This is a genomic window from Mesorhizobium koreense (genome assembly GCF_031656215.1).
In the GTDB taxonomy this organism is placed as follows: Bacteria; Pseudomonadota; Alphaproteobacteria; order Rhizobiales; family Rhizobiaceae; genus Mesorhizobium_L; species Mesorhizobium_L koreense.
In genome coordinates, this window is the sequence record NZ_CP134228.1 from 71719 (window position 1) to 90873 (window position 19155).

The following is a 19155-nucleotide window of genomic DNA, read 5'->3' on the forward strand; positions in this document are numbered from 1 at the left end:
TCTTGATCACGGGCGCCGCGCGCGGCATCGGCCGTGCGACGGCGCATTATCTTGCTGCAAGAGGCGCAGCACTTGCTCTTGCCGACATGGACGGTGACGGAGTCAAGGCGACGGCCGCCGCTCTCGCCGAGGAAGACGCCGCCATCTTCGCTTCCCCCCTCGACGTGCGGGATACGGCCGCGGTGAAAGCCTTCGTCGATTCTGCGGAAATCGCTCTTGGCCCGATCGACGGTCTCGTCCCTTCCGCCGGCGTGGCGCAGGCCATGCCGGCCGAGCGCATGGACGACGCTGTCTGGGACCGCGTCATCGACATCAATCTGTCGTCGGTCTTCCGCATCTGCCGTGAGGTCGGACGGCGCATGCTCGATCGCGGCCACGGGGCGATCGTCATGCTCGCATCGGTTACCGCCAAGGGCGGGCAGCCCGGCCGAGCCAACTACGCCGCCTCCAAATGGGGCATCGTCGGCCTCACCAAGACGCTCGCGGTGGAATGGGGCGCGCGCGGCGTGCGCGTAAACGCCGTCGCGCCCAATGGGGTCGACACGCCGATGATACGCAACGGCTTACCGCCGGCTTTCGTGGACGACGTGATGCTCGACCGCACACCGCTCGGCCGGCTGGCCCGGCCGGAGGAAGTCGCAGCGGCAATCGCCTTCCTGCTTTCCGACGAAGCCGCCTATGTGAACGGGGCGGTGCTTGAGGTCGACGGCGGCCTGACCGCCGGCTTCCTCACGCACAGAAGCGGCGGCGATCTTGCCTTGCGCGAAACCTTTCAGCATCCGGGAACCAAGTCATGAACTCACCCATCGGCCAACCTCTCGCCCTCGTCACGGGCGGAGGGCGCGGTATCGGCCGTGCCATCGCGCTAAGGCTCGCGCGCGACGGATTCCGGGTAATCGTCGCCGATCGCGACGAGCAGGCCTTGTCCGAAGCGGCGGCCGAAGCGTGCGACCGGGAATTCGTCCTTGAAGCCGCCAGGCTCGACCTGACGGATCGCGAGGCCGTCACCGATCTGATCGAGCGGAACCAGCCTTTCGCGGCGATCGTCAACAATGCCGGCATTTTCAATGAAAAAGGCTTCTTCGATCTCGATCCGGAAGATTTTCGCCGTGCTTACGAGATCAACCTGGTGGCCTTGTTCTCGCTCTCCCAAACGGCGGCCAGACGTATGGAAGCGGGCTCCAAAATCGTCAATATCGCATCCCGCGCCTTTCTCGGCGCGCGCAACCACGCCCATTATGTAGCGTCCAAGGCGGCGGTGGTCGGCCTGACACGCGCTATGGCGATGGAGCTTGCGCCGCGCGGCATCCTGGTCAACGCCGTGGCGCCCGGTCTGATCGACACGCCTCTCCTCAAGGCTCTGACGCCGGAGCGGCTGGCGGCGCAACTCGCGTTACAGCCGACGGGCAAGGCCGGGCGTCCTGAAGACATTGCCAACGCCGTCTCCTTCCTCGCGGCGCCCCGGACGGACTTCATCACCGGACAGGTGCTGCTTGTCGACGGGGGCAAGTCGCTGGGTGGAGGCATGGGGCTCTGATGGCGGCAAACGAGTTCGACGAAACCTTCGACGTGGTGGTCGCGGGATCGGGCGCCGGCGGCATGACGGCAGCGCTGGTCGCGCGGCATGTCGGTCTCGACGTTTTGGTCCTCGAGAAGACCGACCGCTTCGGAGGCAGCACCGCTGTCTCCGGTGGCGCCATGTGGGTACCCGGCAATCATCTTGCCGCTGGGGTCGGGCAGACCGACAGCCGCGAGGCGGTGATGACCTATCTGCGCGCAGTGATCGGCAACCGCCTGCGTACCGATCTTGTCGAAGCCTATCTCGACAACGGGCCGGAAATGGTCGCCTTCATGGAGCGTGAGACCGCTCTGCAATTTGCTGCCCGTGCCCATTCCCCGGACTACCAGGCCGACCTTGCCGGCGCGTCGATGGGCGGGCGCACGCTCGATCCCGCCCCCTTCGACGGTCGTAAGTTGGGCGACAAGTTCGACTTGCTGCGCCCGCCCTACGATTCCTTCCTCGCCTTCGGCGGCATGATGGTGAACCGCACCGACATCGACAGGCTCCTGGGTGTCACTCAATCGTTCGGCAATTTTGCGCATGCCGTCTCGTTGCTCGCCCGATATGCAATGGACCGGCTGCGCTACAGGCGCGGCACGCGGCTGCTCATGGGCAACGCGCTCGCCGGCCGGCTGCTCAAATCGGCGCTCGATGCAAAGATCGATCTGCGCCGGCATGCCGCCGTGGAGGAGATCCTCATCGAGGACAGCGCCGTCACCGGCGTGCGGGTGACGATCGACGGTCGGCCACGGCTGATAGCGGCGCGCCGCGGCGTCGTACTCGCCACAGGCGGGTTCCCGCGCGACAAAGCACTGGCACGCCAGACCATCCCTCATGCCGAGAACCATTTCTCGATGTCGCCCGAGGGCAATGCCGGAGACGGTGTACGCCTGGCACTTGCGGCGGGCGGGGCGCTTACGGAAGACAATGCAGGCCCGGCCTTCTGGGCGCCGGTGTCGGTGATGAAACTCGACGACGGCCGGGAAATACGGTTTCCCCACCTCATCCTCGACAGGCAGAAACCGGGACTCGTCGCCGTCAATGCGGCTGGCCGCCGTTTCGTCAACGAATCCGCCTCCTACCACGACTTCGTGGAGGGCATGCACCGGTCCCACGAGTCCGTGTCCACGATACCGGCCTTCCTCATCTGCGACCGGCGGTTCCTGCGGAAATACGGGCTCGGCCTGGTACGTCCGGGACCGCGTTCCCTGCGGACCTTCATCAAGGCCGGCTATCTGGTCGAAGCCCGATCCATCCGCGAGCTGGCGGGCAAGCTTGGTGTGCCCGCCGATGCGCTTTCGGAGACCATCGCGCGCATGAACGAATACGCCAGGACCGGTGAAGACCCGGAATTCAAAAAGGGCGGCAACGCCTACAACCGTTACCTGGGCGACCCCGCGCACAAGCCCAACCCCTGCCTCGGGCCGATCGACACACCGCCCTTTCATGCCGTTCGCGTCTATCCCGGCGATATCGGCACCGCGACAGGGCTCAGGACCGACGCCCATGCGAGAGTTCTCGACAGCGACGGCCATCCCGTTCCCGGCCTCTTCGCGGTCGGCAACGACATGAACTCGGTGATGGCCGGCACCTATCCGGCGGCCGGGATCACGCTGGGCCCCGCGCTCACCTTCGGCTACATTGCCGGCCGAACCCTGAGCGGCGCAGAGCCGCCGCCCGCACAGACAAAAAGGAAGTCGTTCCGTCAATGAAACTCTATTACTCGCCTACATCACCCTTCGTCCGCAAGGTGCTGGTCGTCGCCCACGAGGTCGGGCTGGCGGACCGCGTCGAGAATTTGTCGAGCGCCGCTCATCCCGTGAACCGCGATCCCGAGATCGTCGGCCACAATCCCCTCGGGCAGGTGCCGACCTTCTTCACCGACGAGGGCGCGGTGCTCTATGACAGCCGGGTCGTCTGCGAATACCTCGATACGCTGGCCGGCGGGGGGTTGTTCCCTGCCGCCGGCGCTGCACGCTGGCAGAGCCTCACCGAGCAGGCACTTGGCGACGGCCTTCTCGGCGCCGCGCTTCTAGCGCGTTATGAAACGGTTGCCCGGCCCGAGGAGAAATCGTGGAGCGGCTGGAGGGATGCCCAACTCGACAAAGTGCGCTCGGCGCTGGCCGCCTTCTCGACCAGGGCGGGAAGCCTCGCCGACCGGGTCGATATCGGCACGATCACCATCGCCTGCGCCCTGAGCTATCTGGACCTGCGCTTCGCCGAACTCGACTGGCGCGCCGGACGCCAGGAACTCGCCGGGTGGTACAAGACGTTTGCAGAACGGCCCTCAATGCGGGCGACCGTGCTGGGGTGAGTTCCAATGCGGAGCTTTCCGCATAACCAGTGACAACGATCGGCGCGCAGGGCGTTGTTGTCGGCCCGGGTTCGCTCGGCGTGGCGCATAAGCCCGACGAGTTCGTCCCTGTCGACGAATTCGTCGCCTCCAGCCAGATCTATCGCGATATCGCGCTCACGATGATGCATGCCTGAGCGGGCGGGGTGTCGTCTTTGAAGCGGCGGGAGATCGCGAGGTTCGGACGATGGGAAAACGGCTTCACCGGTGATCTGCTGCGCCGGCGTGGGTCCGTTCCTTTTTCTTTTCGGCCGGCGCTTGGGCGGGCCTTGCCGGTGGCGATTCCGCTTTGAGGCAACTCATCGTGCCGATGATATTGGGGCCATACTGCACATAGCCCGATTCCGTCGGCGACGAGTGCTGCGCCGTGATCGGCAGATAGATGTAGCAGACCGTGCCGTCGGCCGGATCGCGCCATCGCTGGATGATCGTATCCTGCAAGGGGCCGGCAAACTGGCGTTCGAGCTCCATGCGGGGAAGCTTCGACCATGGAACCGGCGGACCCGCGAAACCGATTGCCGGAGAGGCCAGGAAAGCCGCGGACACAACGACACAGCGGCCTATGCCCGCGACGAGCCCGCGGTTGAATTGACGAACCTTCCGACTGCCATGGAACCGATGCATGAAGCTCTCCATCGATATGCTCAATTCAATGTCCATGAGGCGCCGGCGGAGACGCCGTAATCGTCTATCCCGGGCGATGCCTCGAACGACGCATTGAGCCGGAAGCGGTCGGTCGCGGCATAGCCGAACCCGACGGCGAATCCCGATTGGCCCTTGAAATTGCCGAACGCGGCAGCCACGGATGCCTTTCCCGGCCGCTGGTCGTATTGGAGCGAGGAAGCCGCCAGCGCCAGCGCTATGCCGGAGCGTGCCTCGCGCCTGTTCTCGTTCACCTGGGTCTGCAGGCCGGACGCCACGCTGTCGAGTTGCCCCACATTCGCCGCATCGGTCGGGTTGACGCCCGGCGCGACATTGGTGATGCGCCGCTGGTTCGACGAGGAGCCGACCGAGACCGTATTCGCCTCGTCCGCGACGGAATCTTCGCCGATCGCCACCGCGTTCGAAGCGGTCGCACTCGCATGATGGCCGACCGCCACGGAACCCGTTCCGGTCGCGCTCGCATTCGGGCCGAGCGCCGTACTGTCCTCGGCTGTGGCCACGGAATAGTCGCCATACGCGGCGCCACCGCCTCCCGCCTGCGCGCTTGCGCCGACAGCGACCGAACCCGTAGCCGAGGCGCCCATGCCAATCGCGATGGCGTTGGTTCCGGTGGAAGAAGCGTCCATGCCGACCGCGACGGCGCCGCTGGCGCTGGCCAACGCATTGCCGCCGACGGCGATCGACTCAGTGCCCGATGCGGTCGCCGGTGCGGCGGTGCTGTTGACCTTGACGTATGTCGAACTCCCCGTCTGGATGCCCATGACGGTGCTGGTGAGGCTGGCGATATCGGTTGTGTTCGCCGCCACCGCCTGATTGGTAGCGAACAACTGGCTGCCGTTCACCGCTTCGGTGCTGGTCGCCGCCAGCGCACCGGCCGCCACGCCCGCTACCTGCCGGTTGCCGGCCGTTCCGGAAACGTCGACGACGTTACCGTCGGTCGTCGCGCCGACAGTGAGCGTGCGCGTGGTCGGATCCTGTTGCACAAGACCGACGCTGCCGTTGTTGATCTGGGTCGAAAGCGCGGCAATGTTCGTGGTGTTGCTGGTCACCTGGCCGTCGAGGGCGCCTAGCGCATTCCCCACATTGTTATAGGTGCCGCCCTGCACGGCGTAACTCGGCGCCGTCAATTGACCGCTGGAATTTACACCGGCCCCGCCGCCGAAGGCCATCGCGATGCGCTGGTTGGCGGAGAGCAATTGGCTGCCATTGACGGCGTCGGTGCTGGCGGCGGTCAAAGTCCCGGCCCTGACGCCCGTCAGCACTCGCGCGCCGTCGGCGCCGGCGAAATCGACCGCCGCGCCATCGGTGGCCGCTCCCACGGTAATCGGCTGGCCGGCCCCGGCTTGCTGGACGAGGCCGATGCCGCCGCTCGTGATTTGCTGCTGCAAGGTGAAGAACTGGCTTCCGTTGACGGCGTCGGTGCTTGTGGCGGCGATCGCGCCATCGGCGACATTCACAATCCGGCGTTCGCTGCCAACCGCTCCCACCGAAACCGTGTCGGCCGTATCTGCGACCGACCCTTGCCCGAGCGCCACCGAATTCGCCGCGCTCGCCTCTGCCCCCTCACCGAATGCCGAGGCGTTGGCAGCATCGGCCATGGCACCCTGCCCGACCGCCGTGGCGTTCACCTGTCCGGCGGCCGCCGCGCCGGCCTGCGCGCCCTGGCCCAGCGCAGTCGTACCGGCATTGGCAAGGCCGTTCATCACGGTGCCGCCGGCAAGCGCCCCGTTGCCGATCGCCGTGGCGTTCGCTCCAGTGGCCTGCGCGTCATAGCCGCCCGCCGAAGCGCTTGCGCCGGAGGAGACCGGCAGCATGGCGCCGCCCGGATTGTCGGAGATGAAATAGGAGGCGGCGCCGGGGATGGCGGCGATGGCGCCCTGGAGCTGTTCGAGGTTTACCGCGTCATTGGCCTGGATGCCTGCCGCGAGCCCGGTGATCTGCCGGTTGCCGAGCGCCAGCTCGCCGGCGGAGCTCTGCGGCGCGGCGATACCGTATGCGGCATAGTCCGTCATCGCGCCGCGAGCGGCGACGGTGCCTTCGCCGAGTGCGATATTGGTGCCCGCCAGTCCCGCGGTGATGGCGGCGCCCGGGCCGAGTACGACCGAGTTGGCGACGCCATTGTCAGCCGCGCCCGGGCCGATGACGACGGAATTCGCGCCGGCGGCCGTCGCGAGCAGCCCCGCCGCGAAACTGTCGTCGCCGCTCGCCCGGCTCGCTACGCCAAATGCCGAAGACCCGCTTCCCGTGGCGGTGGCCTGATGCCCGACGGCTGTCGAGGCCTGTCCCGAAGCCAAAGAGAAGGCGCCGACCGCGGTGGTGAAACGCTCAATCGCTTGTGCCCCATCACCAAAGGCGGAAGCATTGGTCGAAAATCCTACGGTCGGTGCTGTCAGCCCTGCTAACCCCGCGACCGCGTCGGCGCCTACCGCGGTCGAGTGCACGTTGAAGGCGCGCACCGTCGCGTTTACGCCATAAGCGGAACTGCCGGCGGCGGCCGTGTCGACGAGGCTGCCCGCACCCGACGCAATCGAGAGGTCACCGAAGGCGCGGCTGTTTTGCCCAAAGGCGCTGCTTGCCGTTCCTGTCGCCTGGCTCGCCTCGCCGACGGCGGTCGCCTGCCCGCTGGATGCGGCGGCCCCTTGGCCGACGGCGACCGTGTTTGTGCTTGACGCAACCGCGCCCTGGCCGAAGGCGGAAGCGCGGGTCGCGTTAGCAAGCGCACCCTGGCCGACGGCCGTGGCATCGACTTGTCCGCTCGCGGTCGCACCGGCCTGCGCCCCATCGCCGATGGCGAGCGCATTGGCGTTACCGAGCGCGTTGGCGGAGGTGCCGCCTGCCGCCGCATTGTGCCCGATGGCGATGTTGGCGAGGTAGTCGCCGGCCGAAAAGGCCGAAAGCCCAAGCGCTATGTTGGCGCTTGATGCGCCGCTGGCGTTGCTGAGGGAGCCGAGCGCCAGATTGTTGCTGCCGATACCGCCGGCATTGGCCGTGTAGCCATAGGCAGCGTTGGCGGCGCCGCCGCCCCTCGCCGTCGCATTATCGCCGGTGGCGATGTTGACGCCGTAGTCGCCGCCGGCGTCCGCGTTGGTTCCCGTGGCGGTGTTGTTGCTGCTGTAGCCGCTGGCGTTCGCGCCCGATCCGGTCGCGATGTTGGCGCTTGATGCGCCGCTGGCATTGCCGAGGGAGCCTAGCGCCAGATTGTTGCTGCCGATACCGCTGGCATTGGCGGTATAGCCAAAGGCAGCGTTGGCGCCGCCGCCGCCTCCTGCCGTTGCGCTATCGCCGGTGGCGATGTTGACGCCGTAGTCGCCGCCGGCGTCCGCGTTGGTTCCCGTGGCGGTGTTGTTGCTGCTGTAGCCGCTGGCGTTCGCGCCCGATCCGGTCGCGATATTGCTGCTCAGATCGCCGCTGGCGTCGGCGGACAGGCCAGTCGCGACGTTGGCGCCTGATGCGCCGCTGGCATTGCCAAGCGAGCCGAGCGCCAGATTGTTGCTACCGGTGCCGCTGGCATTGGCGGTATAGCCATAGGCAGCGTTGGCGGCGCCACCGCCACCCGCCGTCGCATTATCGCCGCTGGCGATGTTGACGCCGTAATCGCCGTCAGCTTGCGCATTGGTTCCGGTGGCTGTGTTGTTGCTGCTGTAGCCGCTGGCGTTCGCGCCCGATCCGGTCGCGATATTGGCGCTTGATGCGCCGCTGGCATCGGCGGACAGGCCGGTCGCTATGTTGGCGCCTGATGCGCCGCTGGCGTTGGCGAGGGAGCCGAGCGCCAGATTGTTGCTGCCGATACCAGTGGCATTGGCGGTGTAGCCATAGGCAGCGTTGGCGGCGCCGTCGCCGCCCGCCGTCGCATTGTAGCCGCTGGCGGCGTTGGCGCTGCCGCTGCCGACAGCATTGGCACCCTGGCCCGTGGCGATATTGTTGCTGAAATCGCCGAAGGCATCGGCGTTGAGGCCGGTGGCGATGTTGGTGCCGTAATAGCCGTCGGCATCGGCGTTGTTGCCGGTGGCGATATTGTTGCTGTTTTCGCCGAAGGCGTTGGCTTTGGTTCCCGTCGCGATGTTGTTGCTCTGATCGCCTCCCGCATCGGCATCGTTGCCAGTGGCAACGTTGCTACTGCTGATGCCGCTGGCGTCCGCGTAATAACCCGTCGCGATATTGGTGCTGCCGTTACCAAAGGAAATGGCCTCTACCCCGACCGCGACGTTGTGGCTTAGGTCACCGTCGGCAGCGTTCTGATCGCCGACGGCGACATTGGCGCTGCTATTGCCGCTGGCGGAGGAGTTGTACCCGACGGCGGTATTGATGCTGGCATCGCCGTTGGCATCGGAGTAGGCGCCGAACGCACCGTTCGTGCTGCTGGTTCCGGACGCGTTGGCCCTGTGCCCGATGGCGGTGTTTCGTGAATTGTCCCCATTTGCGTTGGAGTTAAGTCCATAGGCGGCATTGGTGGAATTGTTGCCGGTCGCGGAAGCATTTTCGCCGCAAGCGGTATTGGGTCCATACAAACTACTCCCACCGTCGTCGTCGGTGGCGCCGTCGTATGAATCCCCCCCGAGATCGAAGGCGACTAAGCATTTGTCTGCGTAAGCTGGCTTCGTCGTGCCGAGGATCGCGGCGGGGGCGAGCGCCAGTCCACCTGCCCCCAGGAACGCCGTCGCAAAGGCATAGGAGGAAACCGTGGCGAAAAGACCAGCTTCCGCTCGCTTGGCAATTCTCGACATTCTCCCTGCCGCCCTTGCACCCCTGGTTGCATGAAGGGGGAGAATGAGATTTTCCGGCGCCCCGGAACAGCCCTGTTTAGCTAACGAGCTGTTAGCTTCCACGCAACGCTGGCGGGTAATGCCTCAAGCGGTGACCCGGCTCCGGCCGGCGCTTCCGGCCGGCCATCGATAGCGCCGCGCGGCCGCAACGGCCGCCGCGACCGGCGGGCTGTGCGGCCTGCCGGCGACCGTTGCCAGGCTGATCTGCCGGAACACTTCCGGCTCGACCAGCCTGCGCATTTCGAGACCAGGCAAAAGCGGCAGGTTCTCCGGCATAACCGCGCAGCCGAGACCGGCGCGAACCAGAGACTGGATCCAGTCCTCGCGCTCGCCGACATAGCGGACATTGACGGCGTCGTAGGGCTTGGCGACGCCGAGCCGCGCCAGGTTCGACGGGAATTCGCAATGCAGGCGCTTGACGTAATCCTCGCCCTCGAGTTCACGCATCGGCACCGCGTTCATCTGGCCGAAGCGATGACCGGGAGCAAAAGAGATAAAGAATGCCTCCCGGAACAGCGGCGTCATACGGATTCGCTCGTCCAATTCGGGCGAACTGGTCAGCGCGATGTCCACCTCGCCGCCGAGCAGCGCGACTTCCAGTTCTTCGCAATTGGCTTCCCAGATGTGCAATTCGAGTTCGGGCGCCTCACTCCGCAAGGTCGTCAGATAGCCGGTCAGTACATCGGCGCCGATCGATGCGAATATGCCGAGCTTGAGCCGTGAACCGGCGAGCTTGGCATAGTGCCTGGCCTCGCGTTTGGCCGCATCGGCGGCGCGGTCCATGACGGTAAAATGCTCGAGCATCAGCCGCCCAAGGTCGGTCAGGTGCGTCAGGTGACGCTCGCGCCGGAAGAGTTGCCCGCCCAGTTCTTCCTCCAACTGGTGTATCCCACGGCTGAGCGAGGGCGCGCTGACGCCGCACTGCTCGGCGGCGCGCGTGAAATTCAACGTCTCCCCAGCTTTGAGGAAGTAACGTATCTGGTGCATTTCCATGACAAGCACCCCTGATCGGCCCGCACCGGGATCGATCGGAATGCTAGCGCATCGATGGACGCGTCGCCAGCATGGTCGGCGACCGGACATCTTGCCGGGTTGCACTTGCAGAAAACAAGTTCAGGTTGCCCAAGATGCGACGGCACATCGACAAATCGCAAGGTCGCTACCTCTGGAAAGATCGGAGTCCCTTTACATCTGGATCCACTCCGAGACCGGGCCGGTCGGACAGCGTACTCATGCCGGCAACGACATCGGGAAGAGGGCCACCCAGCGCTTCGCGCAGCGGGTTCTCGTTGGCATCGACTTCGAGGTAACCGGGCCCTCCGATCGCTGCCTTTAAATGCATCGACGCGGCGAGCCCGATGCCGCCGCCCAACCAGTGCGGGCAGAAGAGATAGCCGGCCGCCTTTACCTGTCTTCCCAGAGGCACGCAGCCGCTGAAGCCGCCCCATTTTCCAAGATCGGGCTGGAAGACGCCGATCGCCTTCGCCGACAGGGCCTCCTCGAAGGCCGCTTCGCCGCGCAAGTTCTCGCCGGCGGCGAGCGGCATGCCGGCCTTCGCCGCGAGCTCTTGCCAGACCCGCCACGGCGTATCGGCGGGCACCGGCTCCTCCAGCCATTCAAGATTGTATTCCCGAAGTCGCGGCAGCATGGAAAATGCCGTTGCCGGATCCCATGCCTGGTTCACGTCGGCCATCAGCGGCATCTCCGGGCCGAGCAATTTTCGAAGTGCCGTAAGATTGGCGAGGTCGCGTTCGGCGCCGAAGCCTATCTTCAGCTTGAACGCTCGGTAGCCTTCCTCCAGCTTCGCGGCAGCCAGCCTTTCCGCATTGGTGGGGTTGATGCCGGACGCATAGGGCCGGATGGCGGGACCGCCGCCAAGCAGCTTCCACAGGGGCTGCCCAGCCCGCTTTCCGGCGAGATCCCAAAGTGCGATATCGGCGCCGGCGATGATCTGCGCGATGGTACCTGGTTCGCCGCATTGCAGGCCGAGCACGTGGAGGCGGTTCGTAAGCTCGAAGAACGCGGCAATCGGGTCGGGCCAGGGCCGCGTCAGCAATAGCGGCGCGACATAGTTCTCCAGCATACGGGCGCGATGTTCCGCGCCGACATTCGGGAAATTGCACCAGACCTCGCCCCAGCCGACTGCGCCGTCGGTATCCTCGATCCGGACGACCACCGCGGGGCGGTCCGTCATCGTGCCGAAGGAGGTTACGACCGGCGTCGATATCGGCACCCTGAAGACCATCGCCTCGACCCGGGCGAGGCGCAGTTCAGGCAGATCCTCGGGCGTATCCAAGCGTCAGGCCCTCACTATCGAGGGTGCCGGCGTGGTCTGATCAGTGCCCAGAACCAGGGCCGCGCCCTTCTCACCGATCATGATCGAGGCGGCGTTCGTGTTGGCCGACACCATGTCCGGCATCACCGAAGCATCGATCACCCTGAGCCCTTCGACTCCACGCACCTTGAGCAGTGGATCGACGACCGATCGCGCATCGGAACCCATGCGGCAGGTGCCGACCGGATGGAAGACCGTGCCGCCCCCATTGGCCGCGAATTCGAGCAGCTCGGTGTCCGTCTGGCGGCTTGCACCGGGCAGCACCTCGCCGTCGATCAGATCACGGAAGGCAGACTGGGCATAGATGTCTCTCAGAATGCGCAGGCCGGCGACAAGCGTTTTCCGGTCCAACTCTTCGGCGAGATAGTTCGGTTCGATCAGAGGGTCGGCGAAAGGATCGGTCGAGCGGATGGAGATGCGGCCTTTCGAAGAGGGACGACACTGACAGGCGGAAGCCGTGAACCCCGAATATCGATGCAGCGGCTCGCCCGGCTTGTCGACCGAAAGCGGCATGACGTTGAATTGCATGTCGGCGCGGCTACCCCTGGCGTGCTTCGTCGGGACGAAACCGCCGACCTGGCCGGCACCCACAGTCAGCGGACCGGAACTGCTGAAGAGCCACCGCGCGCCCATACCGGCGAGCTTCAACGGACTGCGGACGTCATCGTTGAGCGACATGCGCCGCTTCAGTCGCACGATGGTGCGCGCCTGGTAGTGATCCTTGAGATTTTCGCCCACTTCCGGTGCGTCGACCATCACATCGATGCCCTGGCGGCCGAGATGCTCCGCCGGTCCGACGCCTGAGAGTTGCAGGATTTGCGGCGACTGCAGCGTGCCCGCGGCGAGGATGATCTCGCGCGTCGCACGAACGCGATGAACGCTTGAGCGGGCATTGGCTTCGATCCATTCCACCGAGACGGCGCGTCCACGCTCGAAGATCACGCGCGAAACCTGCGCGTGCGTGATGACGGTCAGGTTCTTGCGGCCCAGCGCCGGCCGCAGGAAAGCGACGGCGGCGCTCTGGCGCCAACCGTCGCGGATGGTGAGTTGGTAGGACCCGACGCCGTATTCGCTGGCGCCGTTCATGTCGGGATTGTAGGGGAAACCGGCCTGCTGCCCTGCCTCCAGCCAGGCACGGCAATAGGGGTGGTCGTTGCGCAACTCGGAGACGCCAAGTTCGCCTTTGCCGCCATGGTATGCGTTCTCTCCGCCCTCATAATTCTCGGAGCGCTTGAACACCGGAAGGACGGAGCGATAGTCCCAGCCCGTCGCCCCGGCCGCGGCCCAATCGTCGTAGTCCTTGTGCTGGCCGCGTATATAAAGCAGGCCGTTGATGGAACTCGAGCCGCCGATGATGCGGCCGCGCGGCCACAGGATCGACCGCCCTCCGGCATGTGGACTTGGCGCGGTTGGGAAGATGCGCGAGAAGCGCTGATCGTAGATCGTGCGAAAATAGCCGACCGGCAGCCGGACCCAGAAATTCCGGTCCCAGCCACCAGCCTCCAGCACGAGCACGCGTGTCGATGGATCCGCCGAGAGACGGTTCGCCAGTACACACCCCGCGGATCCGGCGCCGACGATCACATAGTCGTATTCCGACCGGTCAACCATCATGCGCCTCTCGCCTGCATATCCTGCGCCCTCAGTCCTTGATGGTCTCGAGGTAGAGCGACGTGTCGAAATATTTCGAGGCCGGCACGGGATTCGGGATCTTGGCGAAGGTGGTGAAGAAATCGGTGACCTGCTGCAGCCAGCCCGTCACCGTGCCGTCCTCATACTTCTTGCGCCATTCCGCGGAGGTAAAGACCTTCTCCGCTCCGAACTGATCCTTGAGATCCGGCAGCGATACGTTCGGATAACGCTCCTTCTGCAAGGTAGCGAGCGCCTCGTCCGGACTGGCGACCAGATAATCGTTCGCCTCCGCCCAGGCCTTGATGATGTTCTTCAGCACGTCCTTGTTGGAATCGAAGAAATCGTTGCGCGCGGCCCAGCCATCGACGATCGCGGCTTGCGGATAATAAGCCGAAGCATCGACGAGCTTGACGGCATTGGGCGACTTCTTCTTCACCGACTCGTTGAACGGCACCCAGAGCGCGACGGCTTCCACGGCCTTGGAGATGAAGGCGGTGACCGCATCTGGCATGCGCTGGTTGACCAGCGTCACCTCGCTCGGGTCGATCTTGTTGGCCTTCAAGGCCGTGTCGAGGAAGACATGGGCGGTTGTGCCGAGCGTGGTCGAGATCTTCTTACCCTTGAGGTCGGCGAAAGTCTTCACGCCCATGTCGGGATGTACCCAGAGCTGCGCCGTCGCGAACTCCACATCGTTAATGAGGAAGACCTTGCCCTGGCCGCGCGCCGGGAAGTTGGAGACAACCGCGCCGGTCGAGAGAACGTCGATCGAGCCGCCCGTCATCGCCTGGAACAGTTCGAGCCCGGTCTGGAACTGGACGAACTCCATATCCAGCCCGTATTTCTTCCACAGGCCCTTTGATTCGGCGAGCCACATCTGCCCGTCCACGGCGAGCGTATGCAGATAGCCGACCTTGACCTTGCTCGATGCGGCAAACCCTCGCGCCGGAACGGCGCCTGTCAGGGCGAGCGCACCAGAAAGCTTCATAAAATCTCGACGGTCCATCTTTTCCTCCCTTGGTTTGATGGTGTTTCAGTCTTCGGTCGTCCGCTGCGCTTCCTGCGCCGCGTATTCGCGCATGACCAGTTCATGGACGCGAGCCCGCAACTCGTTGAATTCGGGGGTCTCCTGAAGTGAGTGATGACGCGGATAGGGAAAAGGCACCTCGACGATGCTGCGCACACGGGACGGACGCGCGGAGATGACCACCACCCGGTTGGACAGATAGACCGCCTCTTCGACCGAGTGGGTAATGAGCATCACCGTCTTGCCTTCGGTGCCGAGGATATCGAGAAGCAAATCGTGCATGGCGCTGCGCGTCTGCGCGTCGAGTGCGCCGAAGGGCTCGTCCATCAGAAGCAGTTCGGGATTGACTGCATAGGCGCGCGCCAACGCGAGGCGCTGCCGCATGCCGCCCGAAAGCGTCTTCGGATAGGCCCGGCGGAAGTCCCACAGCCGCATCAGCCGGAGATAACGCTCAACGATCTCCGCACGCTCCTTGACCGGCTTGCGGTTGGCCTTGAGCTTTAGGCCGAAGGCAACGTTCTCCTCGACCGTCAACCAGGGGAAGACGCCATATTCCTGGAACATGACGCCGCGGTCCGGCCCCGGCCCCGTAATCGCCCCGCCATCCAGCGTGACCGACCCGCGGGTCGGATTCAAAAACCCCGCGGCCATGTTCATCAACGTCGTCTTGCCGCAACCGGACGGGCCGACGAGCGAAACGAATTCGCCGGCGCGGATCGAGAGCGACAGGTCCTGCACCACCTCCAGCGGACCGCGATCGGTGGGGAACTGCATCGAGATGTTCTCGAAACTCAGGCGTTCCTGGGCCTGCACGTTCGCGCTCATCGTTCGATCTTCTCCTGCCATCCGACGATGCGCGCGGTGAGGCGACGCAGGATCGTATCCATGAGAAGTGCCAGCGCGCCGATGCAGATGATGCCGAGATAGATCGTGTTGAGCTCGAAGAAGGCCGAGGCGTTCTGGATCATGGCGCCCAGCCCCTCCTGCGCCGCCACCAGTTCGGCCGCGACCAGCGTCGCCCAGCACACCCCGAGCGCGACGCGCAGCGCGACCAGCATATGGGGCACGGTCAACGGCACCATCACGCGCGCGAAAATCTCGAAATCGGTGGCACCGAGCGTACGAGCCACGCGGACATAGATCGGACTGATCGCCGACATGCCCTCATACATGACGATGACGGCCGCGAAGAAGGAGGCATAGAAGAGGATGGCGATCTTGGCGATCTCGCCGATGCCGAGATAAACGATCACCAGCGGAATCAGCGCGATCGGCGGCAGTGCGCGGAAGAAATTGATGAGTGGGTCGAGCAGCCGGCCCACCGGACGGTACCAGCCGATCAGGAAACCGACCGGGACGGCCGCTGCGGTGCCAAGCAGCAAGCCGCCCAGCACGCGTACCACCGACATGGTGATGTTGGTGAGGAGGTTGCTGTCGGTCAATGTCGACCAGAAAGTCTGCGCCACTTGCAGCGGCGAAGGCAAAAGGTTGGGATTGATCAACCCCGTCAGCCTGAGCAGCCACCACAGGGCCACGAGCGCGGCGAAGGGCGCGATCGTCAGCCCGATGCTAGCGGCGTAGCGCGCGGCGCTGTTTCGCACTACCATCCGGTTTCCTCCCTGCGCGCCTGTCGTTGGCCACGACGCGTCCGTCCTCCTGCCTGAAGCCCACTCCAGGTCCCGCACCCGCGCCGAGGAGATCGACCTCGAGTCGGACGAGCTCGGCCGGGTAGCGGATGTGGGCGTAGTAGATGATGCGGTTGTCGCCGTCCGCCAACGCGCGTCTTATCTCGACGACCGGGTCCCCAACTCCGATGCCGAGGCAGGAAGCTGTCCTTTCGTCCGACACCGAAACCCAGATCACCTGCCGCGCGATCGAGATGCGAAGACCGGGCCGCGCCGCGAGCCGGCTCAGCACCGGTGTGGTCGTGAACCCTTCCGGGTCCGTGCGGAAAAGATCGGCATCGAGATGAACGTCGATCAGGCAGTAGGCGATGTCGTGCCGATAGTGGACGCGCCTCAGGTGCACGTAGGACGGGGCCGGTTCGCCGCTGACGAAATCGACCGGCGGGCGGTCGACACGTTCCCCGTCAGGCACGGAAAGAGGGCTGACCCGCAGGTTGGCGACCGATTCCAGCATATCCGGCCAATTGATCGGAAGCTTGAACCAGCGCTGGCTCGACAGGTCCTTGGTGACGAAGGTGCCCGTCCCGCGGCCACGGCGGATGAGGCCTTCGGCCTCGAGCTGTGCCAGCGCCTCGCGGAGCGTCGAGCGTGCGACGCCGTAGGTGCTCATCAGCGCCTCCAGCGTCGGCAGCTGGTCGCGGATCTTCCATTCGCCTTGCTCGATCCGTTGGCGCAGGAGCTTGGCGATCTGCAGATAGATAGGCGTGCGGCTGCGCCTGAAGATATCCGGATCGAATGTCATAAAGTTCCTATATACGGACTTTATGACATGGCGCAAGCTCGAGCATTGCTCGAACTACCGAACCTGTGCCGTTTGCAACCTTGAGGGCGGGAAGCCGGTGAAGCGGGCTCGACCCCTTAAATGCAAAAACCCGGCGGTTGCCCGCCGGGTTTTCGTCCATTCGGAAGGATCCGATCAGAAGTAACGCGTGAAGCGCAGGAAGCCCGACACGGTTCCGTCGAGGTGCTCGGCCTTCGTGTAGACGATTTCCGGACGAACCTCGAAGTTCTTGACCGGGGTCCAGACGGCCGACACTTCCGCCGCCCAAGCCGACGTGCCGTTTACGGTGTCGTCGCCGCCGGCAATGTAAGCATCGCCGAAGTACTGACCCGACACGATCAAGCCGAGGTCCGGGGTCGCCTGGTAGAGGAACGAGGCGAGGACCGACCACTCGGGCTGGCCGAGATCGACGCCACCCGGGAAGGCGGCATTGGTCAGAGTGTAGCCGTTGAGCGGGCCGCCCGGGCCGTATTCGCTATCCGAGCCGTTGTAGTAGCCGATGATCTTGAGGGCAGATCCGGGCATCGACGGGATGTTGAACAGAGCCGAACCCGACAGCGCCCAGCCGGCGTCGCCACCGACCGCGAGACCTGTGCGATCGTGATCGTAGGCACCCGTCAAAGCAACCGCGCCCCAAGCCGCGCCGTAGCCGATACGGCCGACGACGTTCGGCATGTAGTTGAGCTCGTCCTTCGGGTCTTCCAGCGAGATCGCGCCGTAGAGGCCGGTCTTGCCGCCGAACTCGTAACGGATCTGAGCCCGCTCCGTGTAGCCGTAGTAGAGACCGCCCCAAGAGAAGGAGCCGTAGTTCAGCGTCGAGTTGTTGAACTGGTAGAACCACGCGCTCTCGCCGTAGCCGGCTGCGAACCCGCCGAGCTGGACGAAGGCCTGGTCGATGCCGACAGGGCCGTCACCGAACTTCGACTGCTGGTCCCAGGACGCCTGCAGGCGCATCCAGCCGCGCAGCGTGCCCCACTCGGTCTCCGAACGCGCATCGAAGTTGATGCGAACGCGCGAGCCGGTCTGCCAACCCGTGTGGGCGGCAAACGGACCGAAATCGTGATCGTCATTGTAGTAGTAGCCCGGCGTGTCGTTGGCATCCTGGCGACTGGTGGCGCCGACCTGGAACCAGACATAGCCATTGATGGACAGGCAGGTTTCGGTGCCCGGGATATAGAAGAAGCCGGCGCCGTAGGCGTCGCACACCCTCACGTAATCCACGGGTTCCGGTTCAGGGGCCATCACCGCGTCCGCGGCGCGTGCGCCGGAGACAGCGAGGAGGGCCGCTGCGGAGCCGAGGATAAGGCTCTTGATTTTCATTTTCTGACCTCCAGTCAAAAGTTAAAAAGCGGGTCTGGGTACTTTATGCTGAAGGACAGCGTTCCCTGCCCCATCCCCAATGCCGAAAAAGACACGCCTGCGCGCCCCTTCTCCAGACATGACATTACGCAAGAGCGCACGCCGCGCAATCGGGATCGGCCTTTTCGCACAAAAGGTAGAGCTCTATCGTGCCACCCTGTTGCAGAATGGCCACGTTTTCGCCACGCTGGAAACCATTCGTTAAAGTTTGAGGCACTGAAAGCCCTTGCAAGCCGGGAAACAGGGCGAAACGGCGGCCGGCTTTGATTCGGAGCTGTTTCTTTCGCTCGGGGGAAGGTCTCTTTTCGCTCACGTCCGTAGGCTGCTTGCGCGCATCGGCTTCGCGGGGGCGCGGCATAAGCCGCGACGCCCGGTCGGGCATTTGGGATGTGTCTCGTTTGGAAGCCATTGTTCTTTATACATATTTCTCCGCCCTGCACCCGGCAGCCCCTCTGCCCCGCAAAGCTATCCGTCTTGTCATCGCGCATGCTTCAGCTCCACCACGCTGCCTTGCGGCCCTGTCATTGCACATTCGGGAAGATGGGCGACCGTAAGCTCGCTCATCTAATAGTATGTGCGACCTTGCGGTCGCCCGTCCGGCGCGCACTGACCTGGGCCCATCCATCCCGTTAGCATCGGACCGGCCGGCATTCGCCGGGGGTTTCCGCAGGCCGTCGCGTCATACGGCGCCATACTCCCCCGCTACCGCTTACATGGGCAATCGACCCCCCGTTGATCACCAGGGGAGGCCGCCGACCCAAAGGGTGGAGACGTTCGGGACTCCGGACAGATCCGCCGGCACTCCACGGCCCGTCGACCACTTCGCCGGATACGCCGGGCCCTCGCCGCATTCCCGCCGTCGCGACACGCGTTTCCGCAGGAGAGACTGGCAGCGATTATGCGGCGGGGGCCGAGGGCGTGGAGAAAAAGAGGCGAAGAAAATCTAAATAGTGAATGGAAAGAATGAGTTGGAGGAATGGTAGCTGCCGATTTTTCCAC

Annotated in this window: 16 protein-coding genes; 5 read left to right on the top strand and 11 right to left on the bottom strand. The window is 64.8% G+C overall.

Features of this window, described 5'->3' with window-relative positions; translation table 11 throughout:
- The first annotated feature begins 2 nt into the window (after positions 1 to 2).
- Genes RBH77_RS00350 through RBH77_RS00370 form a run of 5 tightly spaced genes read left to right on the top strand, consistent with a single transcriptional unit; the run spans position 3 to position 4051 of the window.
- Positions 3 to 797 carry an SDR family NAD(P)-dependent oxidoreductase gene (locus tag RBH77_RS00350; protein WP_311030138.1) on the top strand — a complete coding sequence of 265 codons (795 nt, stop codon included), beginning with the start codon at positions 3 to 5 and terminating at the stop codon, positions 795 to 797.
- Positions 794 to 1537, top strand: a complete 744-nt coding sequence (locus RBH77_RS00355; protein ID WP_311030139.1) for an SDR family NAD(P)-dependent oxidoreductase — start codon at positions 794 to 796, stop codon at positions 1535 to 1537. The genes RBH77_RS00350 and RBH77_RS00355 overlap by 4 nt, the downstream gene beginning before the upstream one ends.
- Positions 1537 to 3273 (top strand): FAD-dependent oxidoreductase, encoded by a 1737-nt coding sequence (locus RBH77_RS00360; protein WP_311030140.1) that lies wholly within the window; start codon positions 1537 to 1539, stop codon positions 3271 to 3273. Before RBH77_RS00355 ends, RBH77_RS00360 begins: the two co-directional genes overlap by 1 nt.
- Positions 3270 to 3875, top strand: coding sequence for a glutathione S-transferase (locus tag RBH77_RS00365; protein WP_311030141.1), 606 nt, complete (start codon positions 3270 to 3272; stop codon positions 3873 to 3875). The genes RBH77_RS00360 and RBH77_RS00365 overlap by 4 nt, the downstream gene beginning before the upstream one ends.
- Before the next feature lie 29 nt (positions 3876 to 3904).
- A complete protein-coding gene (locus tag RBH77_RS00370) occupies positions 3905 to 4051 on the top strand; it encodes a hypothetical protein (RefSeq protein WP_311030142.1) in 147 nt (48 codons plus the stop codon).
- A 64-nt stretch (positions 4052 to 4115) separates the two neighbouring features.
- Here the strand turns inward: RBH77_RS00370 and RBH77_RS00375 are convergent, their stop codons facing one another.
- The 11 genes from RBH77_RS00375 to RBH77_RS00425 form a co-directional block, all read right to left on the bottom strand.
- Positions 4116 to 4385: a hypothetical protein gene (locus RBH77_RS00375; protein WP_311030143.1), complete on the bottom strand. Its 270-nt coding sequence runs from the start codon at positions 4383 to 4385 to the stop codon at positions 4116 to 4118.
- Between the two features lie 173 nt (positions 4386 to 4558).
- Positions 4559 to 9301: a beta strand repeat-containing protein gene (locus RBH77_RS00380; RefSeq protein ID WP_311030144.1), complete on the bottom strand. Its 4743-nt coding sequence runs from the start codon at positions 9299 to 9301 to the stop codon at positions 4559 to 4561.
- 123 nt (positions 9302 to 9424) lie between these two features.
- Positions 9425 to 10333 (bottom strand): LysR family transcriptional regulator, encoded by a 909-nt coding sequence (locus RBH77_RS00385; protein ID WP_311030145.1) that lies wholly within the window; start codon positions 10331 to 10333, stop codon positions 9425 to 9427.
- Between the two features lie 166 nt (positions 10334 to 10499).
- Positions 10500 to 11636: a mandelate racemase/muconate lactonizing enzyme family protein gene (locus RBH77_RS00390; RefSeq protein ID WP_311030146.1), complete on the bottom strand. Its 1137-nt coding sequence runs from the start codon at positions 11634 to 11636 to the stop codon at positions 10500 to 10502.
- A 3-nt stretch (positions 11637 to 11639) separates the two neighbouring features.
- On the bottom strand, positions 11640 to 13289 hold the full coding sequence (locus RBH77_RS00395; RefSeq protein ID WP_311030147.1) for a GMC family oxidoreductase: 1650 nt from the start codon (positions 13287 to 13289) through the stop codon (positions 11640 to 11642).
- Between the two features lie 28 nt (positions 13290 to 13317).
- Positions 13318 to 14310 (bottom strand): ABC transporter substrate-binding protein, encoded by a 993-nt coding sequence (locus tag RBH77_RS00400; RefSeq protein ID WP_311030148.1) that lies wholly within the window; start codon positions 14308 to 14310, stop codon positions 13318 to 13320.
- Between the two features lie 27 nt (positions 14311 to 14337).
- Entirely contained in the window at positions 14338 to 15156 is an 819-nt protein-coding gene (locus RBH77_RS00405) for an ABC transporter ATP-binding protein (protein ID WP_311030149.1), read from the bottom strand.
- Entirely contained in the window at positions 15153 to 15938 is a 786-nt protein-coding gene (locus RBH77_RS00410) for an ABC transporter permease (protein WP_311030150.1), read from the bottom strand. Before RBH77_RS00410 ends, RBH77_RS00405 begins: the two co-directional genes overlap by 4 nt.
- Positions 15901 to 16758 carry a GntR family transcriptional regulator gene (locus RBH77_RS00415; protein WP_311030151.1) on the bottom strand — a complete coding sequence of 286 codons (858 nt, stop codon included), beginning with the start codon at positions 16756 to 16758 and terminating at the stop codon, positions 15901 to 15903. Before RBH77_RS00415 ends, RBH77_RS00410 begins: the two co-directional genes overlap by 38 nt.
- A gap of 174 nt (positions 16759 to 16932) precedes the next feature.
- Positions 16933 to 18117, bottom strand: a complete 1185-nt coding sequence (locus RBH77_RS00420; protein ID WP_311030152.1) for a porin — start codon at positions 18115 to 18117, stop codon at positions 16933 to 16935.
- 124 nt (positions 18118 to 18241) lie between these two features.
- Entirely contained in the window at positions 18242 to 18538 is a 297-nt protein-coding gene (locus tag RBH77_RS00425) for a hypothetical protein (protein WP_311030153.1), read from the bottom strand.
- Between the last annotated feature and the right edge of the window lie 617 nt (positions 18539 to 19155).

What these genes read in the sequence shown, in the direction of transcription:
- RBH77_RS00365 (WP_311030141.1), top strand. Translation starts at nt 3,270, where the DNA reads ATGAAACTCTATTACTCGCCTACATCACCCTTCGTCCGCAAGGTGCTG.
- RBH77_RS00395 (WP_311030147.1), bottom strand. Translation starts at nt 13,289, where the DNA reads ATGATGGTTGACCGGTCGGAATACGACTATGTGATCGTCGGCGCCGGA.
- RBH77_RS00375 (WP_311030143.1), bottom strand. Translation starts at nt 4,385, where the DNA reads ATGGAGCTCGAACGCCAGTTTGCCGGCCCCTTGCAGGATACGATCATC.
- RBH77_RS00360 (WP_311030140.1), top strand. Translation starts at nt 1,537, where the DNA reads ATGGCGGCAAACGAGTTCGACGAAACCTTCGACGTGGTGGTCGCGGGA.
- RBH77_RS00415 (WP_311030151.1), bottom strand. Translation starts at nt 16,758, where the DNA reads ATGACATTCGATCCGGATATCTTCAGGCGCAGCCGCACGCCTATCTAT.
- RBH77_RS00410 (WP_311030150.1), bottom strand. Translation starts at nt 15,938, where the DNA reads ATGGTAGTGCGAAACAGCGCCGCGCGCTACGCCGCTAGCATCGGGCTG.
- RBH77_RS00385 (WP_311030145.1), bottom strand. Translation starts at nt 10,333, where the DNA reads ATGGAAATGCACCAGATACGTTACTTCCTCAAAGCTGGGGAGACGTTG.
- RBH77_RS00400 (WP_311030148.1), bottom strand. Translation starts at nt 14,310, where the DNA reads ATGGACCGTCGAGATTTTATGAAGCTTTCTGGTGCGCTCGCCCTGACA.
- RBH77_RS00420 (WP_311030152.1), bottom strand. Translation starts at nt 18,117, where the DNA reads ATGAAAATCAAGAGCCTTATCCTCGGCTCCGCAGCGGCCCTCCTCGCT.
- RBH77_RS00355 (WP_311030139.1), top strand. Translation starts at nt 794, where the DNA reads ATGAACTCACCCATCGGCCAACCTCTCGCCCTCGTCACGGGCGGAGGG.
- RBH77_RS00380 (WP_311030144.1), bottom strand. Translation starts at nt 9,301, where the DNA reads ATGTCGAGAATTGCCAAGCGAGCGGAAGCTGGTCTTTTCGCCACGGTT.
- RBH77_RS00405 (WP_311030149.1), bottom strand. Translation starts at nt 15,156, where the DNA reads ATGAGCGCGAACGTGCAGGCCCAGGAACGCCTGAGTTTCGAGAACATC.
- RBH77_RS00425 (WP_311030153.1), bottom strand. Translation starts at nt 18,538, where the DNA reads ATGCCCGACCGGGCGTCGCGGCTTATGCCGCGCCCCCGCGAAGCCGAT.